The 21,108-nt window shown below is 72.4% G+C and carries 17 protein-coding genes and 1 other RNA gene; 9 read left to right on the top strand and 9 right to left on the bottom strand.

Translation table 11 applies throughout. The features are described from left to right. Both ADK55_RS16445 and ADK55_RS16440 read right to left on the bottom strand, forming a co-directional pair. Positions 1-786, bottom strand: coding sequence for an ABC transporter ATP-binding protein (locus ADK55_RS16445; RefSeq protein ID WP_053679456.1), 786 nt, complete (start codon positions 784-786; stop codon positions 1-3). A 28-nt stretch (positions 787-814) separates the two neighbouring features. Then, on the bottom strand, positions 815-1,711 hold the full coding sequence (locus tag ADK55_RS16440) for an ABC transporter permease (RefSeq protein WP_053679417.1): 897 nt from the start codon (positions 1,709-1,711) through the stop codon (positions 815-817). Between the two features lie 192 nt (positions 1,712-1,903). Here ADK55_RS16440 and ADK55_RS16435 point away from each other — a divergent pair, with 192 nt between their 5' ends. Beyond that, on the top strand, positions 1,904-2,515 hold the full coding sequence (locus tag ADK55_RS16435; protein WP_053679415.1) for a TetR/AcrR family transcriptional regulator: 612 nt from the start codon (positions 1,904-1,906) through the stop codon (positions 2,513-2,515). A gap of 100 nt (positions 2,516-2,615) precedes the next feature. On the opposite strand, the gene ADK55_RS16430 is transcribed toward ADK55_RS16435, so the two are convergent. The 4 genes from ADK55_RS16430 to ADK55_RS16415 all read right to left on the bottom strand — a co-directional run bounded on the left by ADK55_RS16430 (position 2,616) and on the right by ADK55_RS16415 (position 9,362). Next, positions 2,616-3,461 (bottom strand): carbohydrate ABC transporter permease, encoded by an 846-nt coding sequence (locus ADK55_RS16430; protein WP_053679413.1) that lies wholly within the window; start codon positions 3,459-3,461, stop codon positions 2,616-2,618. Beyond that, positions 3,458-4,813, bottom strand: coding sequence for a carbohydrate ABC transporter permease (locus ADK55_RS16425; protein WP_053679411.1), 1,356 nt, complete (start codon positions 4,811-4,813; stop codon positions 3,458-3,460). Before ADK55_RS16425 ends, ADK55_RS16430 begins: the two co-directional genes overlap by 4 nt. Positions 4,814-4,816: 3 nt before the next feature. Continuing rightward, a complete protein-coding gene (locus ADK55_RS16420; protein ID WP_078998992.1) occupies positions 4,817-6,217 on the bottom strand; it encodes an ABC transporter substrate-binding protein in 1,401 nt (466 codons plus the stop codon). A 172-nt stretch (positions 6,218-6,389) separates the two neighbouring features. Then, a complete protein-coding gene (locus ADK55_RS16415; protein WP_053679408.1) occupies positions 6,390-9,362 on the bottom strand; it encodes an FHA domain-containing protein in 2,973 nt (990 codons plus the stop codon). A 454-nt stretch (positions 9,363-9,816) separates the two neighbouring features. On the opposite strand from ADK55_RS16415, the gene ADK55_RS16410 reads away from it, so the two are divergent. Further along, positions 9,817-11,562, top strand: coding sequence for a serine/threonine-protein kinase (locus ADK55_RS16410; RefSeq protein WP_053679406.1), 1,746 nt, complete (start codon positions 9,817-9,819; stop codon positions 11,560-11,562). Positions 11,563-11,744: 182 nt separating this feature from the next. Next, entirely contained in the window at positions 11,745-12,995 is a 1,251-nt protein-coding gene (locus ADK55_RS16405) for a serine/threonine-protein kinase (protein WP_053679404.1), read from the top strand. A gap of 124 nt (positions 12,996-13,119) precedes the next feature. Here ADK55_RS16405 and ADK55_RS16400 read toward each other — a convergent pair whose 3' ends face one another. Next, a complete protein-coding gene (locus tag ADK55_RS16400) occupies positions 13,120-14,169 on the bottom strand; it encodes an isopenicillin N synthase family dioxygenase (protein ID WP_107089206.1) in 1,050 nt (349 codons plus the stop codon). A 314-nt stretch (positions 14,170-14,483) separates the two neighbouring features. On the opposite strand from ADK55_RS16400, the gene prfB reads away from it, so the two are divergent. Then, positions 14,484-15,593: a peptide chain release factor 2 gene (gene prfB / locus ADK55_RS16395; RefSeq protein ID WP_053679402.1), complete on the top strand. Its 1,110-nt coding sequence runs from the start codon at positions 14,484-14,486 to the stop codon at positions 15,591-15,593. Positions 15,594-15,788: 195 nt separating this feature from the next. Here the strand turns inward: prfB and ADK55_RS16390 are convergent, their stop codons facing one another. Next, the gene (locus tag ADK55_RS16390; protein WP_053679400.1) at positions 15,789-15,977 is read right to left on the bottom strand and encodes a hypothetical protein; all 189 of its coding nucleotides are present in this window, start codon (positions 15,975-15,977) and stop codon (positions 15,789-15,791) included. 222 nt (positions 15,978-16,199) lie between these two features. Here ADK55_RS16390 and ftsE point away from each other — a divergent pair, with 222 nt between their 5' ends. From ftsE to ssrA, 5 genes are all read left to right on the top strand, one after another. Next, on the top strand, positions 16,200-16,889 hold the full coding sequence (ftsE, locus tag ADK55_RS16385; protein ID WP_053679398.1) for a cell division ATP-binding protein FtsE: 690 nt from the start codon (positions 16,200-16,202) through the stop codon (positions 16,887-16,889). 9 nt (positions 16,890-16,898) lie between these two features. Continuing rightward, on the top strand, positions 16,899-17,921 hold the full coding sequence (gene ftsX, locus ADK55_RS16380; RefSeq protein ID WP_053679396.1) for a permease-like cell division protein FtsX: 1,023 nt from the start codon (positions 16,899-16,901) through the stop codon (positions 17,919-17,921). Between the two features lie 67 nt (positions 17,922-17,988). Then, positions 17,989-19,176 carry a S41 family peptidase gene (locus ADK55_RS16375; RefSeq protein WP_053679394.1) on the top strand — a complete coding sequence of 396 codons (1,188 nt, stop codon included), beginning with the start codon at positions 17,989-17,991 and terminating at the stop codon, positions 19,174-19,176. Between the two features lie 18 nt (positions 19,177-19,194). After that, complete coding sequence (smpB, locus tag ADK55_RS16370) at positions 19,195-19,680, top strand: SsrA-binding protein SmpB (RefSeq protein WP_053679392.1); 486 nt, start codon at positions 19,195-19,197, stop codon at positions 19,678-19,680. A gap of 84 nt (positions 19,681-19,764) precedes the next feature. Further along, positions 19,765-20,153: a transfer-messenger RNA gene (gene ssrA, locus ADK55_RS35550) on the top strand. 102 nt (positions 20,154-20,255) lie between these two features. On the opposite strand, the gene ADK55_RS16365 is transcribed toward ssrA, so the two are convergent. Beyond that, the gene (locus ADK55_RS16365) at positions 20,256-20,993 is read right to left on the bottom strand and encodes an SDR family oxidoreductase (RefSeq protein ID WP_053679390.1); all 738 of its coding nucleotides are present in this window, start codon (positions 20,991-20,993) and stop codon (positions 20,256-20,258) included. Positions 20,994-21,108: the final 115 nt, after the last annotated feature.

The raw sequence follows: 21,108 nt of genomic DNA, 5'->3' as shown, positions 1-21,108 counted from the left end.
TCACTTCGTCCGGGTGAAGGCCTCGTACGCGTCGCAGACCTCGGCGGACGGGCCGTCCATGCGCAGCACGCCCGATTCCAGCCAGATGGCCCGGTCGCAGGTGGCGCGGATCGTGCCGATGCCGTGGCTGACGAGGAAGACGGTGCCGGCCCGCTCGCGCAGTTCCTCGATGCGGGCCTGGCTGCGGCGCTGGAACCCGGCGTCCCCGGTGGCCAGGGCCTCGTCGATCATCAGCACGTCGTGGTCCTTGGCGGCGGCGATGGAGAACCGCAGCCTGGCGCCCATGCCGGAGGAGTAGGTGCGCATCGGCAGGGAGATGAAGTCCTGCCGTTCGTTGATCCCGGAGAAGTCGACGATGTCCTGGTAGCGCTCGCGGATCCGCTGCCGGGTCATGCCCATCGCGAGGCCGCCGAGGACCACGTTCCGCTCGCCGGTCAGGTCGTTCATCATGGCGGCGTTCACCCCGAGCAGGGACGGCTGCCCGTGCGAGTAGACGGCGCCGCTCGTCACCGGCTGGAGGCCGGCGATGGCCTTGAGCAGGGTGGACTTTCCCGAGCCGTTGGTGCCGATGAGACCGATGGCCTCGCCCCGGTACGCGGTGAAGCTGACGCCCCGGACGGCGTGCACCTCGCGGACGGCGGGGACGGCCCGGCGGGAGAGGATCCGGCCGAGGGCGGCGACCGCGCCGCCCTTGGGGCCGCCGGCGCCGTGGACCTTGTAGACGACGTGGACTTCGTCCGCGATGACGGTCGGGACGCGGGTGTCGGGAGTCGGGGCTCCGGGGATGGGTGTGGTGCGGGTCGGGAGGGTGGGGTCAGCCACGGCCGTACTCCTCCTCTGCCTTCCAGAAGTAGACGAACCCGCCGACGCCGGCGAGCAGGGCCCAGCCGATCGCGATGGGCCAGACGTGGTGCGGGAGCGACGCGGCCTTGAAGCCGTCGATCAGGGCGAAGCGCACGAGGTCGATGTAGAGGGCGGCGGGGTTGAGTTTCAGGGCCGTCTCGACCCAGTGCGGCAGGTGGTCCTTGCCGAGCATCTGGTCGATGGACCACATCACGCCCGAGGAGTACATCCACGTGCGCAGGACGAACGGCATCAGCTGGCTGACGTCCGGGTTCTTGGCGCCGACGCGGGCCATGACCAGGGCGCAGCCGGTGCAGAAGACGGCCATCAGGACGAGGGCGGGCACGGCCAGGAGCCAGGCCGGGCCGGGGGTCTGCCCGAAGGCCAGGAGCAGCACGACCAGCGCGCCCATGGTGACGAGGAGTTGTTGGAAGAGCTGGACGACGGTGGAGACGGGCAGGCTCGCGCGCGGGAAGTGCAGGGCGCGGACCAGGCCGAGGTTGCCGTGCACGGCGCGGGTGCCGGCGTTGACGGAGCTGCCGATGAAGTCCCAGACGAAGACGCCGGTGAGCAGGAACGGCAGGTAGTCGGGCACGCCGTGGCGGGCCTTCATCACGATGCCGAAGATCAGGTAATAGACGGCCGCGTTCAGCAGGGGGGTCACGAGGTGCCAGACCTGCCCGAGCCGGGCCGTGCTGTACGTGGCGTGCATCCGGGCGGTGGCGTGGGCCGTCACGAAGTGGCGCCGACCCCAGAGCTCCGCGACGTAGCGGGGGAGGGAGGGGCGGGCGCCGCTCACGGTCAGGCCGTGGGCCGCCGCCAGCTCCGCCGGCGAGGCGGTGTGGTGGGTCACGGGGGTCGCGGTCACGGGGGTCGCTTTCGACGGGGCGCGCTGTTCGCGGGTGCGCTGTTCACGGGGCGCGCTTTCGAGGGGTTCGGACTCGGACGACGACGGAACGGGACCGTATCGTCGCTACGGCGAGGCTAGGACGTTGGGCGTCGGAACGCAACCGTATCGTCGTGACGTGCGGGTGCCGGTGTGCGCGGCTATGCTCTCCGCATGACCACCGAGCCCGCCGCCGCCCCCGCCCGCCGGGCCCCCGCCGGGGCCGCCGTACTGCGCGAGGACGTCACCGAGGCGATCCGGGCGGCCGTGCTGGAGGAACTCGCGGCGGTCGGCTTCGCCCGGATGTCCATCGAGGCCGTCGCCCGCCGGGCCGGCGTCGGCAAGACCGCCGTCTACCGGCGGTGGAAGTCCAAGCTCCACCTGGTCCTGGACCTCGTGGCCGCCTTCGCCGTGGACGGGCTGCCCGCGCCGGCGACGGGCTCCCTGTACGGCGACGTACGAGCCCTGCTGGAGGTCATGTCCCACCTGCTGAGCCACCCGGTCGCCTCCGCCGTGATCCCCGACCTGCTCGTCGAGGCGGCACGCAACCCGGAGCTCGCGGACGCCGTGCGCGGAGCCCTCCTGGAAGGGGAGCGGCGGATGGCGGAGGGGATCGTCTCCGAGGCCGTCGCACGGGGCGAACTGGCCGCCGGAACCGACCCGTCGAGGGCCCTCGACCTGGCGATCGGGCCGCTGTACTGGCGTCAGGTCGTCGTACGCGAACCCGTGGCGGGACCGTACCTCGACGAGCTGGCCCGCTCGGTCGTCGCGGGCCTCACCGCCTAGCCTCCGTCGCCCCTACGGCCACAGGCCCGCCCCGACGCCCTGCCGCCCCGACACCCACGCCGGTCGGTGATCGCGGACCGGCCCCGTGATCGCGGCCCGGTCATTTGATCGCCCCGGCCATCACCCCCGAGACGAACTGCCGTTGGAAGGCGAAGAAGACCACCAGAGGCACCAGCATCGACAGGAACGCGCCGGGCGCCAGCACGTCGATGTTGTTCCCGAACTGGCGCACCTGCTGTTGGAGCGCCACCGTGATCGGCGGGTTCGCCGAGTCCGCGAAGACCAGCGCCACCAGCATGTCGTTCCACACCCACAGGAACTGGAAGATGCCGAGCGAGGCGATGGCCGGACCGCCGAGCGGCAGCACCACCCGTGCGAACAGCCGCAGTTCACCCGCCCCGTCGAGACGGGCCGCCTCCAACAGCTCGCGCGGGATCTCCGCGAAGAAGTTCCGCAACAGGAACACCGCGAACGGCAGCCCGAAGGCCGTGTGGAACAGCACCACCCCGGCCGTGGTCTCGAACAGGCCGATCGCGCCGAAGAGTTCCGACACCGGGATCAGGGCCACCTGGACGGGGACCACCAGCAGCCCCACCACGATCAGGAACAACCAGTCCCGACCCGGGAACTCCAACCAGGCGAAGGCGTACCCGGCGAACGCCCCCAACACGAGGACGAGCAGCGTCGCCGGAACGGCAATCGCGACGGTGCTCAGCAGCGAGCCGGTGATCGTGTCGTCGGCCAGCAGTCGTGCGTAGTTGTCGGCGGTCAGCCGCGACGGCGCGCTCAGCGCCTGCCACCAGCCGCCCTCGTTGAGGCCGGTGGGGGAGAGGAAGGAGGAGATCAGCAGCCCGAGGGTGGGCACCAGCCAGAACAGGCCGGCGAGGATCAGGAAGACCCGCAGCACCCCGCCGGCCGCACGGGAGGCGAGGGACTGTGCGCTCATCGGCGGGCCTCCCGGCGCATCCGGCGAATGTTGTAGAGCATCACCGGCACCACCAGCACCAACAGCAGCACGGCGATGGCGCTGCCCAGCCCCGGGTCGGCGTTGGTGCCGAAAGAGGTGCGGTACAGCTGGAACGCGAGCACGTTCGCGTCGTCCTGGACCGCGCCCGGCGCGATCACGAAGACCAGGTCGAAGACCTTCATCACGTTGATGACCAGCGTGACCATGACCACCGCCAGGACGGGCGCCAACAGCGGGACGGTGATCCGCCGGAACACCTGCCACTCGCTCGCCCCGTCCACCCGCGCCGCCTCCAGCAGCTCACGCGGTACGGCCGCCAACCCGGCCCCGATCAACACCATCGCGAAACCGGCCCACATCCACACGTACGCGCCGATGATCGCCGGGGTCACCAGCGCCGGACCCAGCCACTGGACCCCCGCGTAGGCCTCCCGGAAGTTCGAGGCGGGCAGCCGCAGCAGCGCCCCGTCGGCCCGCTCGGACAGGGTGAACGTGCCGTCGGCGCGGGCCGACGCCGAGTCGACCACCGCGCCGTCCTTCACCGCCTCGATCCGCATCCCGGCGAACGCCGACTCGGTCGGGTCCACCGCGTTCGTCCGACCACCCCCACCCCGGGTGAAGTCCTGCCAGGCGGTCCCGGTGACCTTGCCGGGCTCGGCGGCGGCGGGCCGCGCGGCCCGGGTGCCCTCGGGCAGCGCCTCCGGGGCCACCCCGACCAGCGGGAGCAGCGCCGGCACACCCGCCCGTACGGGATCGCGCGTCACGTACCCGCCCCCCTCGGCCGGCGCCAGCGGGGAGTCCCGGCCCGGGCGGGCCTTCGGGAACGCCGAGGCCTCCGCGAAGGTGTCGTGCACCCCCACCCACACCGCGTTGGCCACGCCCCGGTCGGGGTCGTGGTCGTACACGAGCCGGAAGATGATGCCCGCCGCCAGCATCGAGATCGCCATCGGCATGAACACGAGCAGCTTGAACGCCGTCCCCCAACGGACCCGTTCGGTGAGCACCGCGAAGATCAGCCCGAGGGCGGTGGCCGTCGTGGGGGCCAGCACCACCCAGATCGCGGTGTTCCCCAGGGCGGTGCGGATCGTGTCGTCGCTCAGTATCTCCCGGTAGTTGCCGCCCCCCACGAAGGTGTCGCCGGAGCGGTCGAAGAAACTGCGGTAGACCGAATAGCCGATCGGGTGCACGACGAGCGCGCCGAGCAGCAGCAGGGCCGGGAGGAGGAACGCCGCCGCGATCAGCCGGCGGCGTCGGGCCTCCGCGGAACCCCTGCGCCCGGCGCCGCCCGTCGCGGCGACGACCGCGGCCGCGGTGGCGATTTTGGTGGCCACCGGTCAGTTCCCGTACGCCTTGGCCGCGTCACTCTCCAGTTTCGCCTGGGTGCCCGCCACGTCCGCCGGGTTCGCCAGGAAGTCCTGGAGGTGCTTCCACTCGCCCGCGCCCGGGGTCCCGCCGAAGGCCGCCGGAGCCTGGTCCGACAGGTCGAAGCGGAAGTCGTCGCCGGCCGCGATCAAGGCCTTCGCGATGTCGCGCTGGATGGCGTTCGGGTAGGCGGCCGGATTCACCGACTTGTTCGGGGAGACGAAACCGCCCTCGCGGGCCTGGATCTCCGCGGCGTCCGCCGACGCCAGGAACGTCAGCAGCGCCTGCGCGCCCTTCGAGGGCTTCAGCGCGACCGCCACGTCACCACCCGAGACCACCGGGGCCTTGTCGCCGACCGCGGGGAAGGGGAACACCAGGGCGTCCTCGCCGACCTTCGCCCCGGTCTGCGCGATGTTCACCGCCACGAAGTCGCCCTCGAAGACCATCGCCGCCGCCGGCCGGTCGCCACCGGTGAAGGTCTGCGTCACCGACTTCGGGAACTCCGTGGACAGGGCCCCGCTCGGCCCGCCCGCCAGGAAGTCCTTGCGGCCGAACAGCTCACCGAGGGTCGTCAGCGCCCGCTTGACGCTGTCGTCCGTCCACTTGATCTCGTGCTTCGCCAGCTTGTCGTACAGCTCCGGGCCGGCCTGGGAGAGGTAGACGTTCTCGAACCAGTCCGTCAACGTCCAGCCGTCCGCGCCGGCCACCGACACCGCCGGGGTGCCGGAGGCGGACAGCGTGTCGGCCGCCGTCAACAGTTCCTTCCAGGTCTTCGGGGGCTGCACGCCCGCTGCCTCGAAGGCCTTGGCGTTGTACCAGATCAGCGACTTGTTGGCCGCCTTGTAATACACGCCGTACTGGGCGCCGTCTACCGCTCCGAGCTTCTTCCACCCGTCCGAGTAGTTCTTGTCCAGCTGGGCCTTCGCCTCCGGACCCACCGGCTGCGCCCACTTCTTCTCCACCGCGGACACCAGCGCCCCGACCTGGGGGAGCAGGGCCACGTCCGGCGGGGCGCCGCCCGCGATCTTCGTACCGAGGAAGGTGACGATCGGATCCTGCGCCGGGACGAACGTCACGGTGGCGCCGGTCCGCTTCTCGAACTCCTTCAACACCTTCGTGAAGTTGGCTTGTTCCGGACCCGTCCAGACCGCCGCGACCTCCAGCTTCTCCCCGGCCAGACGGGGTAATTCCACCCGGGGCCCGGTCGGCGCCTCGCCGGAGGACGGCGTCTCTTCCTTCTTGTCCCCGCCGCCGCACCCGGTGAGCGCGAGCGCGCCCGCCGCGAGCAACGCGGCCCACGCGCGGCTCCTCGTACGGCTTCTGAGGTGCTTCCTGCGGCTCTTCGTACGGCTGGTTCCCTGCTGACTGCGCATGGTTCTGCCCCCGATGCCCGTCCGGCCTTGATGGTGTGTCCCGTGCCACAAGGTCTACGCCGACCCGCGCACCCCCGCAATACCGCGTCGGGGCGTGCGGGGGCCGGGAACCGGCGTGCGCGGGCGGCCCGGGGAGCCCGTCGCGCGCGGTGCCGGCGGGGCGGACGGGTGACTACGGGGCGGCCGGGAACCGCACCGGCGTCGCCGAGACCAGGCGCGACGCCCGTTCCAGGGCGCTGGCCAACAGCGCCAGGTCGGTGGGCCCGTTGCCCAGCTCACGGACCGGGCGGCGGGCCGGCGGATCACCCATCCGCTCCCACTCCACCGGGACCACGGTCGGCCTCGACGTCGCCGTCCGCGGGATCCGACCGGTGACCCGGCCGCCCTGGAAAGGAACCGTCCGACCGTCCGCGTACCGGAGCACACCGCGTCCGGGGCCGGGCTGGTCCGGGGCGTCCAGCTCGACCCGCAGCTTGGCGAGGCGGGACAGTTCGGTGTCGGCCGTGCGGTCCGGGCGGGCGGTGGTGGCGACCAGGTGCACCCCGAGCCGGGCGCCCTCGCGGGCCACCCCCTCCAGGATCCGGACCACCGACCCGGCGGCGGGCCGGCCCGTGCTGCCGAGGCCCGGCGCGACCAGCGCGTCGAAGTCGTCGACCAGCAGCACCAGCCGGGGCAGCGGCCCCGGGCCGGACGCCGGATCGGTACGGGCGGCGGCGGAACGCAGCCGCAGGGTCCCCGAACGCTGCGAGTCGAGGTCGCCGCTCAGCTCGCCGGGAGTGGGCCGGCGGGGCGCGACCATCCGGTCGGACACCTCCCGCCGGGCGTGCCACTCGCTGAACGGCACCCCGTCCAACAGCTCGTGCCGGCGCTTCAGCTCGGCGCCCAGCGCCTGCGCGAACTCCCGCATCCGCACCGGGTCCGAGGCCACGAGGTGCGCCGAGACGTGCGGCAACTCGGTACAGGGCAGCAGCCCGTCACCCCGCTCGCCGCCGGCGCCGTCGAGCAGGACGAGCCCCAGCCGGTCGGGGCGGGCCGCGGCGGCCAGCGAGGCGGCCACCGAGCGCAGAAGCTCGGTCCGGCCGCTGCCGGCGGGCCCCTCGATCAGCAGGTGGGGGCCGTCGTGGACCAGCTCGGCCCCGACCGCCCCGCGCCGGCCGGTACCGAGCACCACCTCGGCGAGCCCGCCGACACCCTGGCCCTGCTCCGTGCCGGCCGCCCAACGGGCCATCAGGGACGCCGGGGTGGCCCGCGCCAGACCCAACTCGTCCAGGAGCCGCGCCGTCTGCGGCAGCGAGGCGGTCGCCGGCCGCTGGGCCTCGGCGCCGGTGGACTCCGCGCGCAGCGGGGCGAGGGCGCGGGCGAACCGCTCCGCCCACGCCGCGGACACGGCGTCGGCCACGGCGGTCGTGCCGGGCGGGACCGGTCTGCCGCCGACGATCGCGAAGGTCCGTACGGCGGTGGCGACATCACCGCTGAGCAGGGCGACCGCCCCACAGTCCCGGAACGCGGGGGAGCCCGAGCAGGCCGTCTCGTACGTGTCGGAGACCGGGCTCGCCGGCGTCGCGGCCGGTGCCTCCGCGAGGGCCAGGACATGGATCCCGGCGGCGGGCCCGTGCGAGGCCAACCGTCCGGTGACGTCGCGCAGCTGCCCCGCGCCGGGGTCGCCGTCGAGGACGAGGAGCGTGTACGGGCCCTCGTACGCGCTCGCCGCCCGGCGCACCGCCTCCGGCCCGGCGGACGCCCAACCCGCGCCGAGCGGGCTCTCGTCGAGCCGGCGGGTCAGCTCGCCGGTGCGGGCGGCGGCCTGGTCGCGGTCGAACGCGAGGAGCAGTCGGCAGTCCTGGCCGTGCGCGGGGCGTACGTGCGGGAGCCAGCCGAGCCAGCCCCAGTCGGCGCGCCGCTCCTGGAGGCCCCGGCCGCGACCCGCGCAGACCAGCACGATCTCCAGTCGGCCCGGCGCGTGCAGTCCGGCGAGCTGGGCGATCACGGACCGGGCCACGCCGGTGAGGCGGGCCCGCGGACCGGCGATGCCCAGCGCCCCGGCCTCGCGGAGTTCGACCCGGCTGCCGGCGCCGAGCCCGACGTCGAGGGCGCCCGGCGGGCGGGACCAGAGCCGCCCGGTGGGCCCGAGGGCGGCGAGGAGCAGGGTGGCGGGGTCGTCGGCGGCGGGGCGCGCGGTCGGCGCCGGCTCGGTCTCGGCGGCCGGCTCGGCGATGTCCTCGCCCCGTACCCACTTGCGCGCCCACGCCCCGATGCCCCGCCGCCGGGGTTCGAACGCGGGGGCGGCGCCCTGCCCGCCGCCGGTCGCGTCGGGGTCGGGGAGGTCGGGTGCGAGCCCGGCGCCGGGGAACGGGGCGGGGTGGTGGTCCGGGTGGTGGGCCGGCGTCCGTGCTCCCGCGTACGGCGCGTTCACACCGTCCGGGCCGTCGGTGCCGATCCCGATCCCGGCGTCGACACCGGTGCCGGGACCGCCAGCGACGCCGGCGGTGCCCGGCAGGGACAGGTGACCCTCCAGGTCCGGCACCACGGGCAGCGCCGGCGACGCGCCCCGGGCCGCGAGCCGGAGGGTCGATTCGCCGATCCGCAGCAACGCCCCCGGCACCAGTGGCACCGTCCGCGCTCCGACGGGGGCGCCGTCCAGGGTCGTGCCGTTCGTCGAGCCGAGGTCGGCCACCGCCACCCGCCCGTCCGACATCACCGTCACCGCGCAGTGCAGCCGCGACACGTCGGGGTCGTCCAGCGGCACGTCCGCGTCGGCCGCGCGTCCGATCCGTACCGCCCCGGGGTGCAGCAGGTGCACCCCGCCCGCGTCCGGACCGGCGACCACGTGGAGCTGGGGCGCGGCCGGTCCGTCCTCGGGCAGCGCGGGCAGCCCGTCCGGGGCGGGCGCGTGCAGGGCCAGGACGGCCCCGTCCACCAGGGGCGGCTCGCCCAGGATCCGCCGCTGGAGGTCGAGCCGTTCCGTACCGGCGTACAGCACGACGGTGCCCCCGGTGTCGGGTCCGCCCACGGTGGCCGCGAGCCCGGAGGCGACGGCGGCGAGCGCGGTCCCGAGGGGCGCGGTGACGAGCACGTCGCAGCCGACGGGCGTGCCGGAGGTCTGGTGGCCGCTGCGCGACCCGAGGACGGTCAGCCGGATCTGCATCGCCGTCAGCGGTCCCTTCTGCGCGGTGCGCAGTGCACGTGCGTGCGCCCGGCAGGGGAACGGCGGGACGTGCCGGCCCGATGACCCCCCACCCGGCACGGACGCGTCGTCCGGTCAGGTCTGCCGGAAGGAAGGGCTCCCGTCCCCGCCGTTCCGTACGGGTGCATCCTCGCACCTGTCGCGGACAACACGCCCGGCACCCGGCGACAAATGATCTTGATCGATCGTGACCCGAACCACTCGTCGCTCACATACGGACAAGCGAGTCGATGAAAGCCAAGGAAAATCGCCTCCGGCATACCCGGTAAAACTCACTCTTCGTACATATGTACGGCAACCAACCTTCGATGCCCGGCGTCTTCATCCGGGACACCCCCTAGAGTGGGCCGGAAAACCCACAGCGGAAACAGCCGAAACCAGACGACAGTCAGACGACAGCAGGGGAGCGCGAGACGTGCGGCCAGTCGGCAGCAAATACCTGCTCGAGGAGCCGCTCGGGCGCGGCGCCACGGGCACCGTCTGGCGCGCCCGCCAGCGGGAGACCGCCGGTGCGGAGGCCGCCGTCGCCGGGCAGCCCGGCGAGACCGTGGCCATCAAGGTCCTCAAGGAGGAACTGGCCCAGGACCCGGACATCGTGATGCGCTTCCTTCGCGAGCGCTCCGTCCTGCTGCGCCTGACCCACCCCAACATCGTCCGCACGCGCGACCTCGTCGTCGAGGGCGACCTGCTGGCCCTGGTCATGGACCTGATCGACGGCCCGGACCTGCACCGCTACCTCCGCGAGAACGGCCCCTTCAGCCCCGTCGCCGCGAGCCTGCTGACCGCACAGATCGCGGACGCGCTCGCCGCCAGCCACGCCGACGGCGTGGTCCACCGGGACCTGAAGCCCGCCAACGTCCTGCTGGACGAACGCGGCGGCCAGATGAAGCCGATGCTCACCGACTTCGGCATCGCGCGCCTCGCCGACTCCCCGGGCCTGACCCGCACCCACGAGTTCGTCGGCACCCCCTCCTACGTGGCCCCCGAGTCCGCCGAGGGTCGCCCCCAGACCTCCGCCGTCGACATCTACGGCGCCGGCATCCTGCTCTACGAGCTGGTCACCGGCCGCCCGCCGTTCGCCGGCGGCACCGCACTCGAAGTGCTCCACCGCCACCTCAGCGAGGACCCGCAGCGCCCCGCGAACCTGCCCGAGCCGCTCTGGACGGTCATAGAGCGCTGCCTGCGCAAGGAACCCGGTGAGCGCCCGAGCGCCGAGAGCCTGGCGCGCGGCCTGCGCGTGGTCGCCTCCGGCATCGGAGTGCACTCCTCGCCCGCCGAGGTGGAGGCCGCGCTCGGCGTCGCCGCGCTGCTCGCCCCCGACCCCTCGCCCGCCCCGGTCCCCGCGACCCCCGGCGTCGCGGACGCCACCCAGGCGCTCCCCGGCTCCCCGATGGGTGCCTACGACCCGAACGGCATGACCAGCGTCCTGCCGCCGGTCGGCGCGGCCGACGCCACCTCCGTGCTGCCCGCCACCGGGGCGGGCGGCGCGGACCCGACGTCCGTCATGCCGCCCGTGCAGGACGGGGTGCACCCCTGGCAGTCGCAGATGCGGGCCGCCCGCGACCGCAACGAGCAGACGCAGATGCAGTACCTCGACCCGAGCGAGGACCCGCTGCGCCGCCGCCCGCAGCGCCAGGCACCCCCGCCGCCCCAGCAGCAGCCGTACCGCCAGGGTCCGCCGCCGCAGCAGTACCGGCAGCCGCCGGCGCATCAGCCCCAGTACCAGCAGCCGCCGCAGCAGCAGCCGTACCGCCAGGGCCCGCCGCCCCAGCAGTACCAGCAGCCGCAGCAGCACCAGCCGGTCCACCAGCCGCAGTACCAGCAGCCGCCTCAGCAGCAGCCGCAGTACCAGCAGCCCACCCGGCCCCAGCAGAGTCCGCCGCCTCGACAGCCGGCCCCGCGCGAGCCGCGCGAACCGCGTCGCCGCAGTGCCAACCCGGTCCGGATCCCCGGTCTGGGCTGCCTCAAGGGCTGTGTGGTCATGATCCTGCTGTTCTTCGTGGCGGGCTGGCTGGTCTGGGAGCTCACCCCGCTCCAGGAGTGGGTCGGCACCGGACGCGGCTGGTGGGACCAGGTGTGGACGTGGGGCTCGGACGCGGTCGACTGGGTCACCGCCATCGGCGACTCCGCAGGCGGCTCCGGCGGCGGATCCACCCCCTGACGGCCGGCTGACGGTCCACCAGGAGGCGCTCGGGGCACCCCCCGCAGCGCCGACTTCGTGGATTTGTCGACTTCTGGGACGTGATTTCGCCCGCAGAAGTGAAGGTCGCCGCGATGCGGGGCGTTCAACGCCCACCCGGCCGCGTAGCTTTGGTGCGTAGGCCAGCCGCTGAGGGAGCAGTCGTGGCACGGAAGATCGGCAGCCGGTACACCGCGCACCAGATCCTTGGGCGCGGCAGCGCGGGCACGGTGTGGCTGGGCGAGGGGCCGGAAGGCCCCGTCGCCGTCAAACTGCTGCGCGAGGACCTCGCGTCCGACCAGGAGCTGGTCGGACGGTTCGTCCAGGAGCGCAGCGCGCTGCTCGGCCTGGAACACCCCCACGTCGTGTCCGTCCGCGACCTCGTCGTCGACGGCAACGACCTCGCCCTCGTCATGGACCTCGTCCGCGGCACGGACCTGCGGACGCGGCTCGACCGCGAACGACGGCTCGCCCCCGAGGCGGCCGTCGCCATCGTCGCCGACGTCGCGGACGCGCTGGCCGCGGCGCACGCGGCGGGCGTCGTGCACCGCGACGTCAAGCCGGAGAACGTCCTGCTCGACATGCAGGGCCCTCTCGGCCCCGGAGGCGCCCACCCGGCGCTGCTGACCGACTTCGGCGTCGCGAAGCTGATCGACTCGCCGCGCCGCAGCACCGGAGGCCGCGCCTCGGCGCCCACCACCCGGATCATCGGCACGCCCGACTACCTGGCTCCCGAGATCGTGGAGGGGCTGCCGCCGCGCGCGGCCGTCGACATCTACGCACTGGCCACGGTGCTGTACGAGCTGCTCGCCGGGTTCACGCCGTTCGGCGGCGGGCACCCCGGGGCGGTGCTGCGCCGGCACGTGACCGAGACCGTCGTACCGCTGCCCGGCATCCCGGAAGAACTGTGGCAGCTCATGGTGCAGTGCCTCGCCAAGGCGCCGGCGTCACGGTTGCGGGCCTCGGAACTGTCGACCCGGCTGCGGGACCTGCTGCCGATGCTGGCCGGGATCCCGCCCCTGGACGTGGACGAGCCGGACGAGGCCGACACGGAACCGGAACAGACCGAGGAGAAGTCCGCGGATCCGGTACGGCGGCGCGGCGTGGTGCCGCTGGTCCCCGGCTCGGCGACGGACTCCAACCGGGACACGCACACCTCCATGCGGGTACCCGGCCCCGACGAGCTGGCCGGGGGCGCGCTGGGCACCGCCCGGGTCCCGCGCCCCGCGGGCGGCCACCGGCCCGGCTCCGCCCGGCACCGGGCCGAGACGGTCCGCAAGCGCCGGCTCGTGCTGTCCGCCTCGGCGGTGGCCCTGGTGGCGGCGGTCGGGCTGGGCACCTGGTTCGCGGTGTCCGACGGGGACGACGCCCCCGCCCCGCAGGACAGCAAGCAGTCGGGCACGGCGGTCCCGTAGCGGGCGCCGGCCGCGGTGGCGCCGGCCGCGCCCCGTGACCGGCCCGGCCGGGCCCCGGACATCGGCGGGCCGGGTCGGCGTACGTCGTCCGCCCGACCCGGCCGCACCGCGGCCCGCGCACCGCCTACGCCGAGACCAGCTCCGGGTGCCAGCGCCGGGCCACGGTCGGGTGGGCCCGTACCCACCCCTTCAGCTCGTTGCGCCCGTACTCGGCGTGCAGCGGGTTCGACGCGTCGTGGGCCACGCCCGGCGCCTCGCTCAGGTACGCGCCGGGGACGGTCTCCACCACCGCGTCCAGCCGCGGGTTGTAGAAGAACGGCACCGAGAAGCGCTCCTGCGCCCCCGGCGGGCTCACCACCCGGTGGTCGGTGGCCCGCAGGTAGCCCTCCGTCGCTATCTCCAGCAGCTCGCCCAGGTTGACCACGAAGGCCCCCGGAAGCGGCGGGATGTCGACGTAGCGCCCCTCCCGTACGACCTGGAGCCCGCCCACCGAGTCCTGGAGCAGCAGCGTCAGGAAGCCGTAGTCCTTGTGCGCGCCCACGCCCTGGTCCGCGCCGGTCGGGGCGGACCCGGGGTAGCGGATCAGCTTCGTGTGCAGGTGGGGGCGGTCCGCGAAGGCCTCGTCGAAGAAGTCCGCGGGGGCGCCGATCGAGGTCAGCAGCTCCCGCAGCAGGCGGTGCGCCACCGCGGCGAGGCGGGACTGCCACTCCAGGACGACCGTGCGGAGCTCCGGCAGGGTCGCCGGCCACAGGTTCGGTCCCTCCAGCCACAGGAAGGCCGGGTCGTCCGGGCCGACCACCGGCGCCGGCCGCTCGGCGCCCACGTCCAACTGGTCCCGCCAGTCGGAGGCGCCGCCGGTCAGCTCGTGCCCGATCCGGGTGTAGCCGCGGAAGTGCGGGGAGTTGAGGTTGCTCACGGCCAGCCGATCGGCCTCCGGGAGCGCGAAGAAGGCTCTGGTCAGGTCGAGGATGCGGGCGGTTTCCGACGCGCTGATCCCGTGCCCGGTCAGGTAGAGGAAACCGGTGTCCCGGGCGGCCGCGTGCAGCCGGCGCAGGAAGTCCTCGCGCTCGGCGGGGTCGTCGGCCCGGGACAGGTCGATGACGGCGAGGGAGGTCGCGAGGGAGGTGGTGCCAGAGTCGGCACGGGAGGAGGAGGAAGGGTGCGCGGACGGCATGACGGCTCCGTTTCGGATGTCACGGGGTCCTGTTCCCCTGAGATGGCGGGGCAGCGGGTGGGACTGGCCGTCGGCAGGGATGGCGCCGGGGCCGGGTGTCCGCGTACAGGACCGAAGTCGGATCGGGGTGGATCAGGCTCGTGCGAGGTCCGGCGGCAGACAGCTCGTGGTGGTGACACGCATGTGGTCCACATGGCGGCGCTTCACGAGGAGGACAGTCATATGCTGAGCGTACGCCCGTGCGAGCGCATGTCCGTACGGGCCCGGCCGGCCTGGCCGGAGAGTGCCGTCCCGCGACCGGCTACGCTGGACCCGTGGCAGTCGTCGATGTTTCCGAAGAGCTGAAGTCCCTCTCCTCGACCATGGGGTCGATCGAGGCCGTCCTGGACCTCGACAAGCTGAGGGCAGATATCGCCGTGCTCGAGGAGCAGGCCGCCGCGCCGTCCCTGTGGGACGACCCGGAAGCCGCCCAGAAGATCACGAGCAAGCTTTCGCACCTCCAGGCCGAGGTCCGCAAGACCGAGACCCTCCGGGGCCGCATCGACGACCTCTCCGTGCTCTTCGAGCTCGCCCAGGAGATGGACGACGCGGACACCCTCGCGGAGGCGGAGACCGAGCTGGTCTCCGTGCGCAAGGCGCTGGACGAGATGGAGGTCCGGACCCTGCTCTCCGGCGAGTACTCCGAGCGCGAGGCCCTGGTCAACATCCGCGCCGAGGCCGGAGGCGTCGACGCCTCCGACTTCGCCGAGCGCCTCCAGCGCATGTACCTGCGCTGGGCCGAGCGGCACGGCTACCCGACCGAGATCTACGAGACCTCCTACGCGGAGGAGGCCGGCATCAAGTCGACCACCTTCGTCGTCAAGGCCCCGTACGCCTACGGCACCCTCTCCGTCGAGCAGGGCACCCACCGCCTCGTCCGGATCTCGCCCTTCGACAACCAGGGCCGCCGCCAGACCTCCTTCGCGGGCGTCGAGGTGCTGCCGGTCGTCGAGACCAGCGACCACGTCGAGATCGACGAGGCCGAGCTGCGCGTCGACGTGTACCGCGCCTCCGGCCCCGGCGGCCAGGGCGTCAACACGACCGACTCGGCCGTGCGCATCACGCACCTCCCGACCGGCATCGTCGTCTCCTGCCAGAACGAGCGCTCGCAGATCCAGAACAAGGCCAGCGCGATGAACGTGCTCCAGGCCAAGCTGCTGGAGCGGCGCCGCCAGGAGGAGAAGGACAAGATGGACGCCCTCAAGGACGGCGGAAGCTCCTGGGGCAACCAGATGCGCTCCTACGTCCTGCACCCGTACCAGATGGTCAAGGACCTGCGGACGGAGTTCGAGGTCGGCAACCCGCAGGCGGTGCTCGACGGCGAGATCGACGGCTTCCTGGAGGCCGGGATCCGCTGGCGCAAGCAGCAGGAGCAGACCGCTTAAGAACGCGCTTGAGGACGTGCTTGAGCACGTGCTGGAGAGCGTCGGACCGTTCGGCGGCGGGTACGCGTGAACGTGGAAGGGCCCGGGCACCCCAAGGTGTCCGGGCCTTTCGCGTACGTGCGATCGGGACGCGGCGGAAGAACGGCGCGCTCGCAGCCACGCGGTCGGGACTGCGCGGGCAGCCACGCGGTCGAACTACGCGGTCTGGGCCACCAGCGCCAGAGCCGCCACCAGCACCACCAGAAGCGCGATGAGCGCCATGGGATTCAGGCCGGCGAAGGGGCTCTCCTGCTGGAGGCGCTCCCGGTTCGCCCGGCACACAGGGCAGCGGCCCTGGTTGACGGGTGCGGCGCAGTTCGCGCACACGAGCCGGTCATATGTCATGCGCTCCTCCTCTCGTCCCCTGGTACAACGGCAAGGGGGACGGGTCCGTTCCCCCTACCACTGTGCCGGCTTCCACGACATTCGGCGCGGCCCGTCCGGGCCATCGCGATCGGGCGGCCCCGGGACGCGGGACATATCGGTCAAGTCCGGATGCCGGGTCCACACCCCGCGCCCGTTCGCGTATGGTCACGCTCACCTACTCCCGGCGACCGTGGTGCACCCGTGATCCGATTCGACAGTGTCTCCAAGTCCTACCCGAAGCAGAGCCGCCCCGCACTCAGAGATGTCTCGCTGGACATCGCGAAGGGCGAGTTCGTCTTCCTGGTCGGCTCCTCCGGCTCCGGCAAGTCCACGTTCCTGCGGCTGGTGCTGCGCGAGGAGCGGGCGAGCCACGGCCAGGTCCACGTCCTGGGCAAGGACCTCGCCAAGCTCTCCAACTGGAAGGTCCCGCACATGCGGCGCCAGCTGGGGACCGTCTTCCAGGACTTCCGGCTCCTCCCCAACAAGACGGTGGCCGAGAACGTCGCCTTCGCACAGGAGGTCATCGGCAAGCCGCGCGGCGAGATCCGCAAGGCCGTTCCGCAGGTCCTGGAGCTGGTGGGGCTGGGGGGCAAGGAGAGCCGGATGCCCGGCGAGCTCTCCGGCGGCGAGCAGCAGCGCGTGGCCATCGCCCGCGCCTTCGTCAACCGCCCCGCCCTGCTGATCGCGGACGAGCCGACCGGCAACCTCGACCCGCAGACCTCCGTCGGCATCATGAAGCTGCTGGACCGGATCAACCGGACCGGCACCACCGTGATCATGGCGACGCACGACCAGCAGATCGTGGACCAGATGCGCAAGCGCGTCATCGAACTCGAACAGGGCCGTCTCGTGCGCGACCAGTCGCGCGGCGTCTACGGCTACCAGCACTGAAAGGACGCCATGCGCGCCCAGTTCGTCATGTCGGAGATCGGCGTCGGTCTCCGTCGCAATCTCACCATGACCTTCGCGGTCATCATCTCCGTGGCCCTGTCGCTGGCCCTGTTCGGTGGCTCCCTGCTCATGCGCGACCAGGTCAGCGCGATGAAGGGGTACTGGTACGGCAAGGTCAACGTCACGGTCTACCTCTGCAACAAGAGCGACGCCAAGGACGCCACCGACGCCGCCAGGGCCGCCGAGACGCCCGCCGCGGACCCGGCCAAGCCCGACGCGAACAAGCCCGACCCCGCCAAGGGCAACGCCGGGCCGGAGCGGGTCAAGCAGCCCTGTGAGAAGGGCGCGGTCACCGATGAGCAGAAGAAGCAGATCGAGACCGATCTGAAGAAGATCGACCTCGTCCAGAACGTCGTGTACGAGTCGTCCGACGAGGCGTTCAAGCACTACAAGGAGCGGTACGGGGACACCGCGCTGGCCTCGGTCGTCACCCCGGACCAGATGCCCGACTCCTTCCGGGTCAAGCTCAAGAACCCGGAACAGTACGGGGTCATCACCAGCGCCTTCTCGGGGCGCGAGGGCGTTCAGTCGGTCCAGGACCAGAACCGTGAGGTCGAGAGCCTCTTCAGCCTGCTCGGCTCCCTCAACTGGGCCGCGCTCGGCATCATGTTGATCATGCTGATCGTGGCGTTGCTGCTGATCGTCAACACGGTGCGCGTCTCCGCGTTCAGCCGTCGGCGGGAAACCGGCATCATGCGGCTGGTGGGCGCGTCCAGCTTCTACATCCAGGTGCCGTTCATCATGGAGGCGGCCGTCGCCGGCCTCATCGGCGCGGTGCTCGCCTGCGGGATGCTCGGCGCCGGCCAGTACTTCGTGATCGACCACGGCGTGACGCTCCGCGACAAGCTGGAATTGATCAACTTCATCGGCTGGGACTCCGTCCTCACCAAGCTGCCGTTGGTGCTCGCCATCGGGCTGCTGATGCCCTCCCTGGCGGCGTTCATCGCGTTGCGCAAGTACCTGAAGGTGTGACAAGCGCCCCGTGTGCGGTCGGGTCAACCCACCGTGCCGCCGCGGGGCTTGTCCTAGACTCGGCGCCATGCCGGGCTCACCCCCTCTCTGTCGCCGGCCCCGCGACCTGCGTCGCGGGGCCGCTCTGACGTTGGCTTTCCTCGCGGCCGTCGGTACCGCCGCGGGCACCGGCTGCTGGGACCGGGCCGACGCCGTGGACACGGCGGGGGTCCTGGTGGCCCGTACGCACGACAAGACCGCGGGCGCGCCCGCGGCGGGCACCGCCGACCGGGACGCCGTCGCACGCGCCGCCGCCGAGGCCGCGGCCGAGGGCAAGTCCGGCAAGAAGGCCGCCCAGGACGTCGTCAGCCGCAGTGGCGACCGCTGGGGCATGGTCTACGACCAGAACGAGTACGCGGCCTTCGCCGAGGACCTGGACGGCCGCTGGACCGGTGTCGGGCTGTGGGCCGAGCGCCGTACCGACGGCCGGATCGAGGTGGACCGGGTCCAGCCCGGCAGCCCCGCCTCCCGGGCCGGGCTGCGGGCCGGCGACCGGCTGCTGAGCGTGGACGGCAAGGGCGTCACGGGCCGGTCGGTCGCCGACGTGGTGGCCCTCCTGCGCGGCGAGGCCGGCACCCCGGTCGTGCTGGGCCTCAGCCGGGCCGGGGCCGACTTCACCGAGACCGTCCGCCGGCAGCAACTGCGCGTCGAGCCGGTGACGGTACGCCGTCTCGCGGACGGTGTCACCGTCATCAAGGTCGCCTCGTTCACCCGGGGTTCGGGGGAGCGGGTGCGGGACGCCGTCCGCGCGGCCCCGCCGGGCGCCGGCCTGATGCTGGACCTGCGGGGGAACCCGGGCGGGCTGGTCACCGAGGCGGTGACCGCGGCCTCCGCGTTCCTCGACGGCGGCCTGGTGGCGACGTACGACGTACGGGGCTCCGAGCGGGCCCTGTACGCGCGGCCGGGCGGGGACACCGCACGGCCGCTGGTGGCGCTGGTCGACGGCGGCACGATGAGCGCCGCCGAACTGGTCGCCGGCGCCCTCCAGGACCGGGGCCGCGCGGTGACGGTCGGCAGCCGCACCTTCGGCAAGGGCTCGGTGCAGATGCCGACGGAGCTCCCGGACGGTTCGGTGGCGGAGCTGACGGTCGGCACGTACCGCACGCCGGCGGGCCGCAGCCTCGACGGCAGGGGCATCGACCCGGACCTGTCGGCGGCCGAGGGGACCGAGGAGCGGGCCCGCAAGGTATTGGGTGGCCTTCGAGTGGGTCCGTAGTGCGAAAATGACCGCACTATGGCTAAGGAAAAAGGGCGCAAGCTGATCGCCCAGAACAAGAAGGCGCGGCACGACTACACGATCCTCGACACCTACGAGTGCGGTCTCGTGCTCACGGGCACCGAGGTCAAGTCCCTGCGTCAGGGTCGGGCGTCGCTGGTCGACGGCTTCGTGTCGATGGAGGGCAACGAGGCCTGGCTGTACAACGTGCACGTGCCGGAGTACAGCCAGGGCACGTGGACCAACCACAGCTCGCGGCGCAAGCGCAAGCTCCTGATGCACCGGGAGGAGATCGACAAGCTGGACTCGAAGTCGTCGGAGTCGGGTCACACGATCGTGCCCCTGTCCCTGTACTTCAAGGACGGCCGCGCGAAGGTCGAGATCGCGCTGGCCAAGGGGAAGAAGGAGTACGACAAGCGACAGACCCTGCGGGAGAAGCAGGACACCCGTGAGACGAACCGCGCCGTGGCGGCCGTCCGACGCAAGCAGCGGGGCACGGTGTAATCACCTGGCATCCCGAGGTCCACTTCGCGTACGATGGCGTCAGCGCCTCCCGCTCGCGGGTGGGGTCACTTGATAAAAAAACATGGGGATGATCGGTTTCGACAGCGGATGTCGATGTAGGGGAAGCGAGCCGAGGAAGCGGCAATGATCTCGTAAACCATATGTCGCAAACAATAATCGCCAACTCCAAGAGCGATAACTCCCGCTTCACCCTCGCTGCCTAATAACAGTGAGCTGAAGCCTCTGTGAGGAGCGTCAGCCCGGAAGTGGTCCCGGTCCGGATCCTGGCGTCAACTAGGGATCTAAACCTCTAGCCCCGGTCACGGGGGTTTGAGGGAAATCAAACAGTGACTGAGCCCGTCGGAGACTTGTCCGTGTGATCTCCGGGGCTGAGAAAAGCGCAGCGGAATGCGCTCGGAGAAGCCCTACTTCTGCACCGTTGGACGCGGGTTCGATTCCCGCCATCTCCACTCATCCCATGTGGGCAAAGGCCCCGCGGCTCCGGCCGCGGGGCCTTTGTCATGCCCGGGGGCGGTTCGGGGTCGGGCCCGTGCGAGGGCCGGGCGGCGATCCGGTCAGGCCTGTGCGGTGGGGCGGACGACGATCTCGCCGATGTCGATGCCGTCGGGCTGTTCGATCGCGTAGCCGATGGCGGAGGCGACGGCCGAGGGGGGCATGGCGATCTCGTCGCGCAGGCGGATCATCGCGGCCGCGATCTCGGGGGCGGCTCCCTTGCCCACGCCCTCGGTGTGGGTGAAGCCGGGCGAGACGAGGGTCACGCGCAGGTCGGGGCCCGCTTCCTGGCGCAGTCCCTCGGTGAGCACCTTCACCGCCGTCTTGGTGGCCGCGTAGACCGTCTGGGGCGACTTGACGACGTGGGCCGCGGTGGAGCCGACGTTGACGAACTGGCCGGAGCCCTGTCGGCGGAAGACGGGCAGCGCCGCCCCGATGCCGTTGAGCAGGCCCGTGATGTGGGTGGAGACCATGGCGTCCCAGTCGTCCTGGCGCAGGTCGTCGAACGGCGAGACGGCCATCGTGCCCGCGTTGGAGACGAGGACGTCGAGCCGGCCGAACCGGTCGACGGCCGTGTCCGTCAGGCGCCGGAGGTCCTCGCGGCGGGTGACGTCGACGACCACGCCGACGGCGCTGCCGCCGTTGGCGGTGATGCCCTCCACGACCGCGTTCAGCCGGTCCTCCCCGCGGCCGCCGAGCACGAGCCGGGCGCCCCTTTCGGCGAGGTGGATCGCGGTCGCCTCGCCGATGCCGCTGCCGGCGCCCGTGATCGCGACGACCTTGCCTCGAATACCCGACATGATCAGCTTCCTTACGTGGGTGCGCGCCGATGGAGGTGGTGACCTACAGTGAAGTGGGGAGTTCCCCACTTTCTCAAGCTAAGTGGGGACCTCCCCACTTGGCAAGTCGAGGGGC

The sequence above is a fragment of the Streptomyces sp. WM4235 genome (assembly GCF_001279725.1).
In the GTDB taxonomy this organism is placed as follows: domain Bacteria; phylum Actinomycetota; class Actinomycetes; order Streptomycetales; family Streptomycetaceae; genus Streptomyces.
This window is presented reverse-complemented; position numbering and strand designations above follow the sequence as displayed.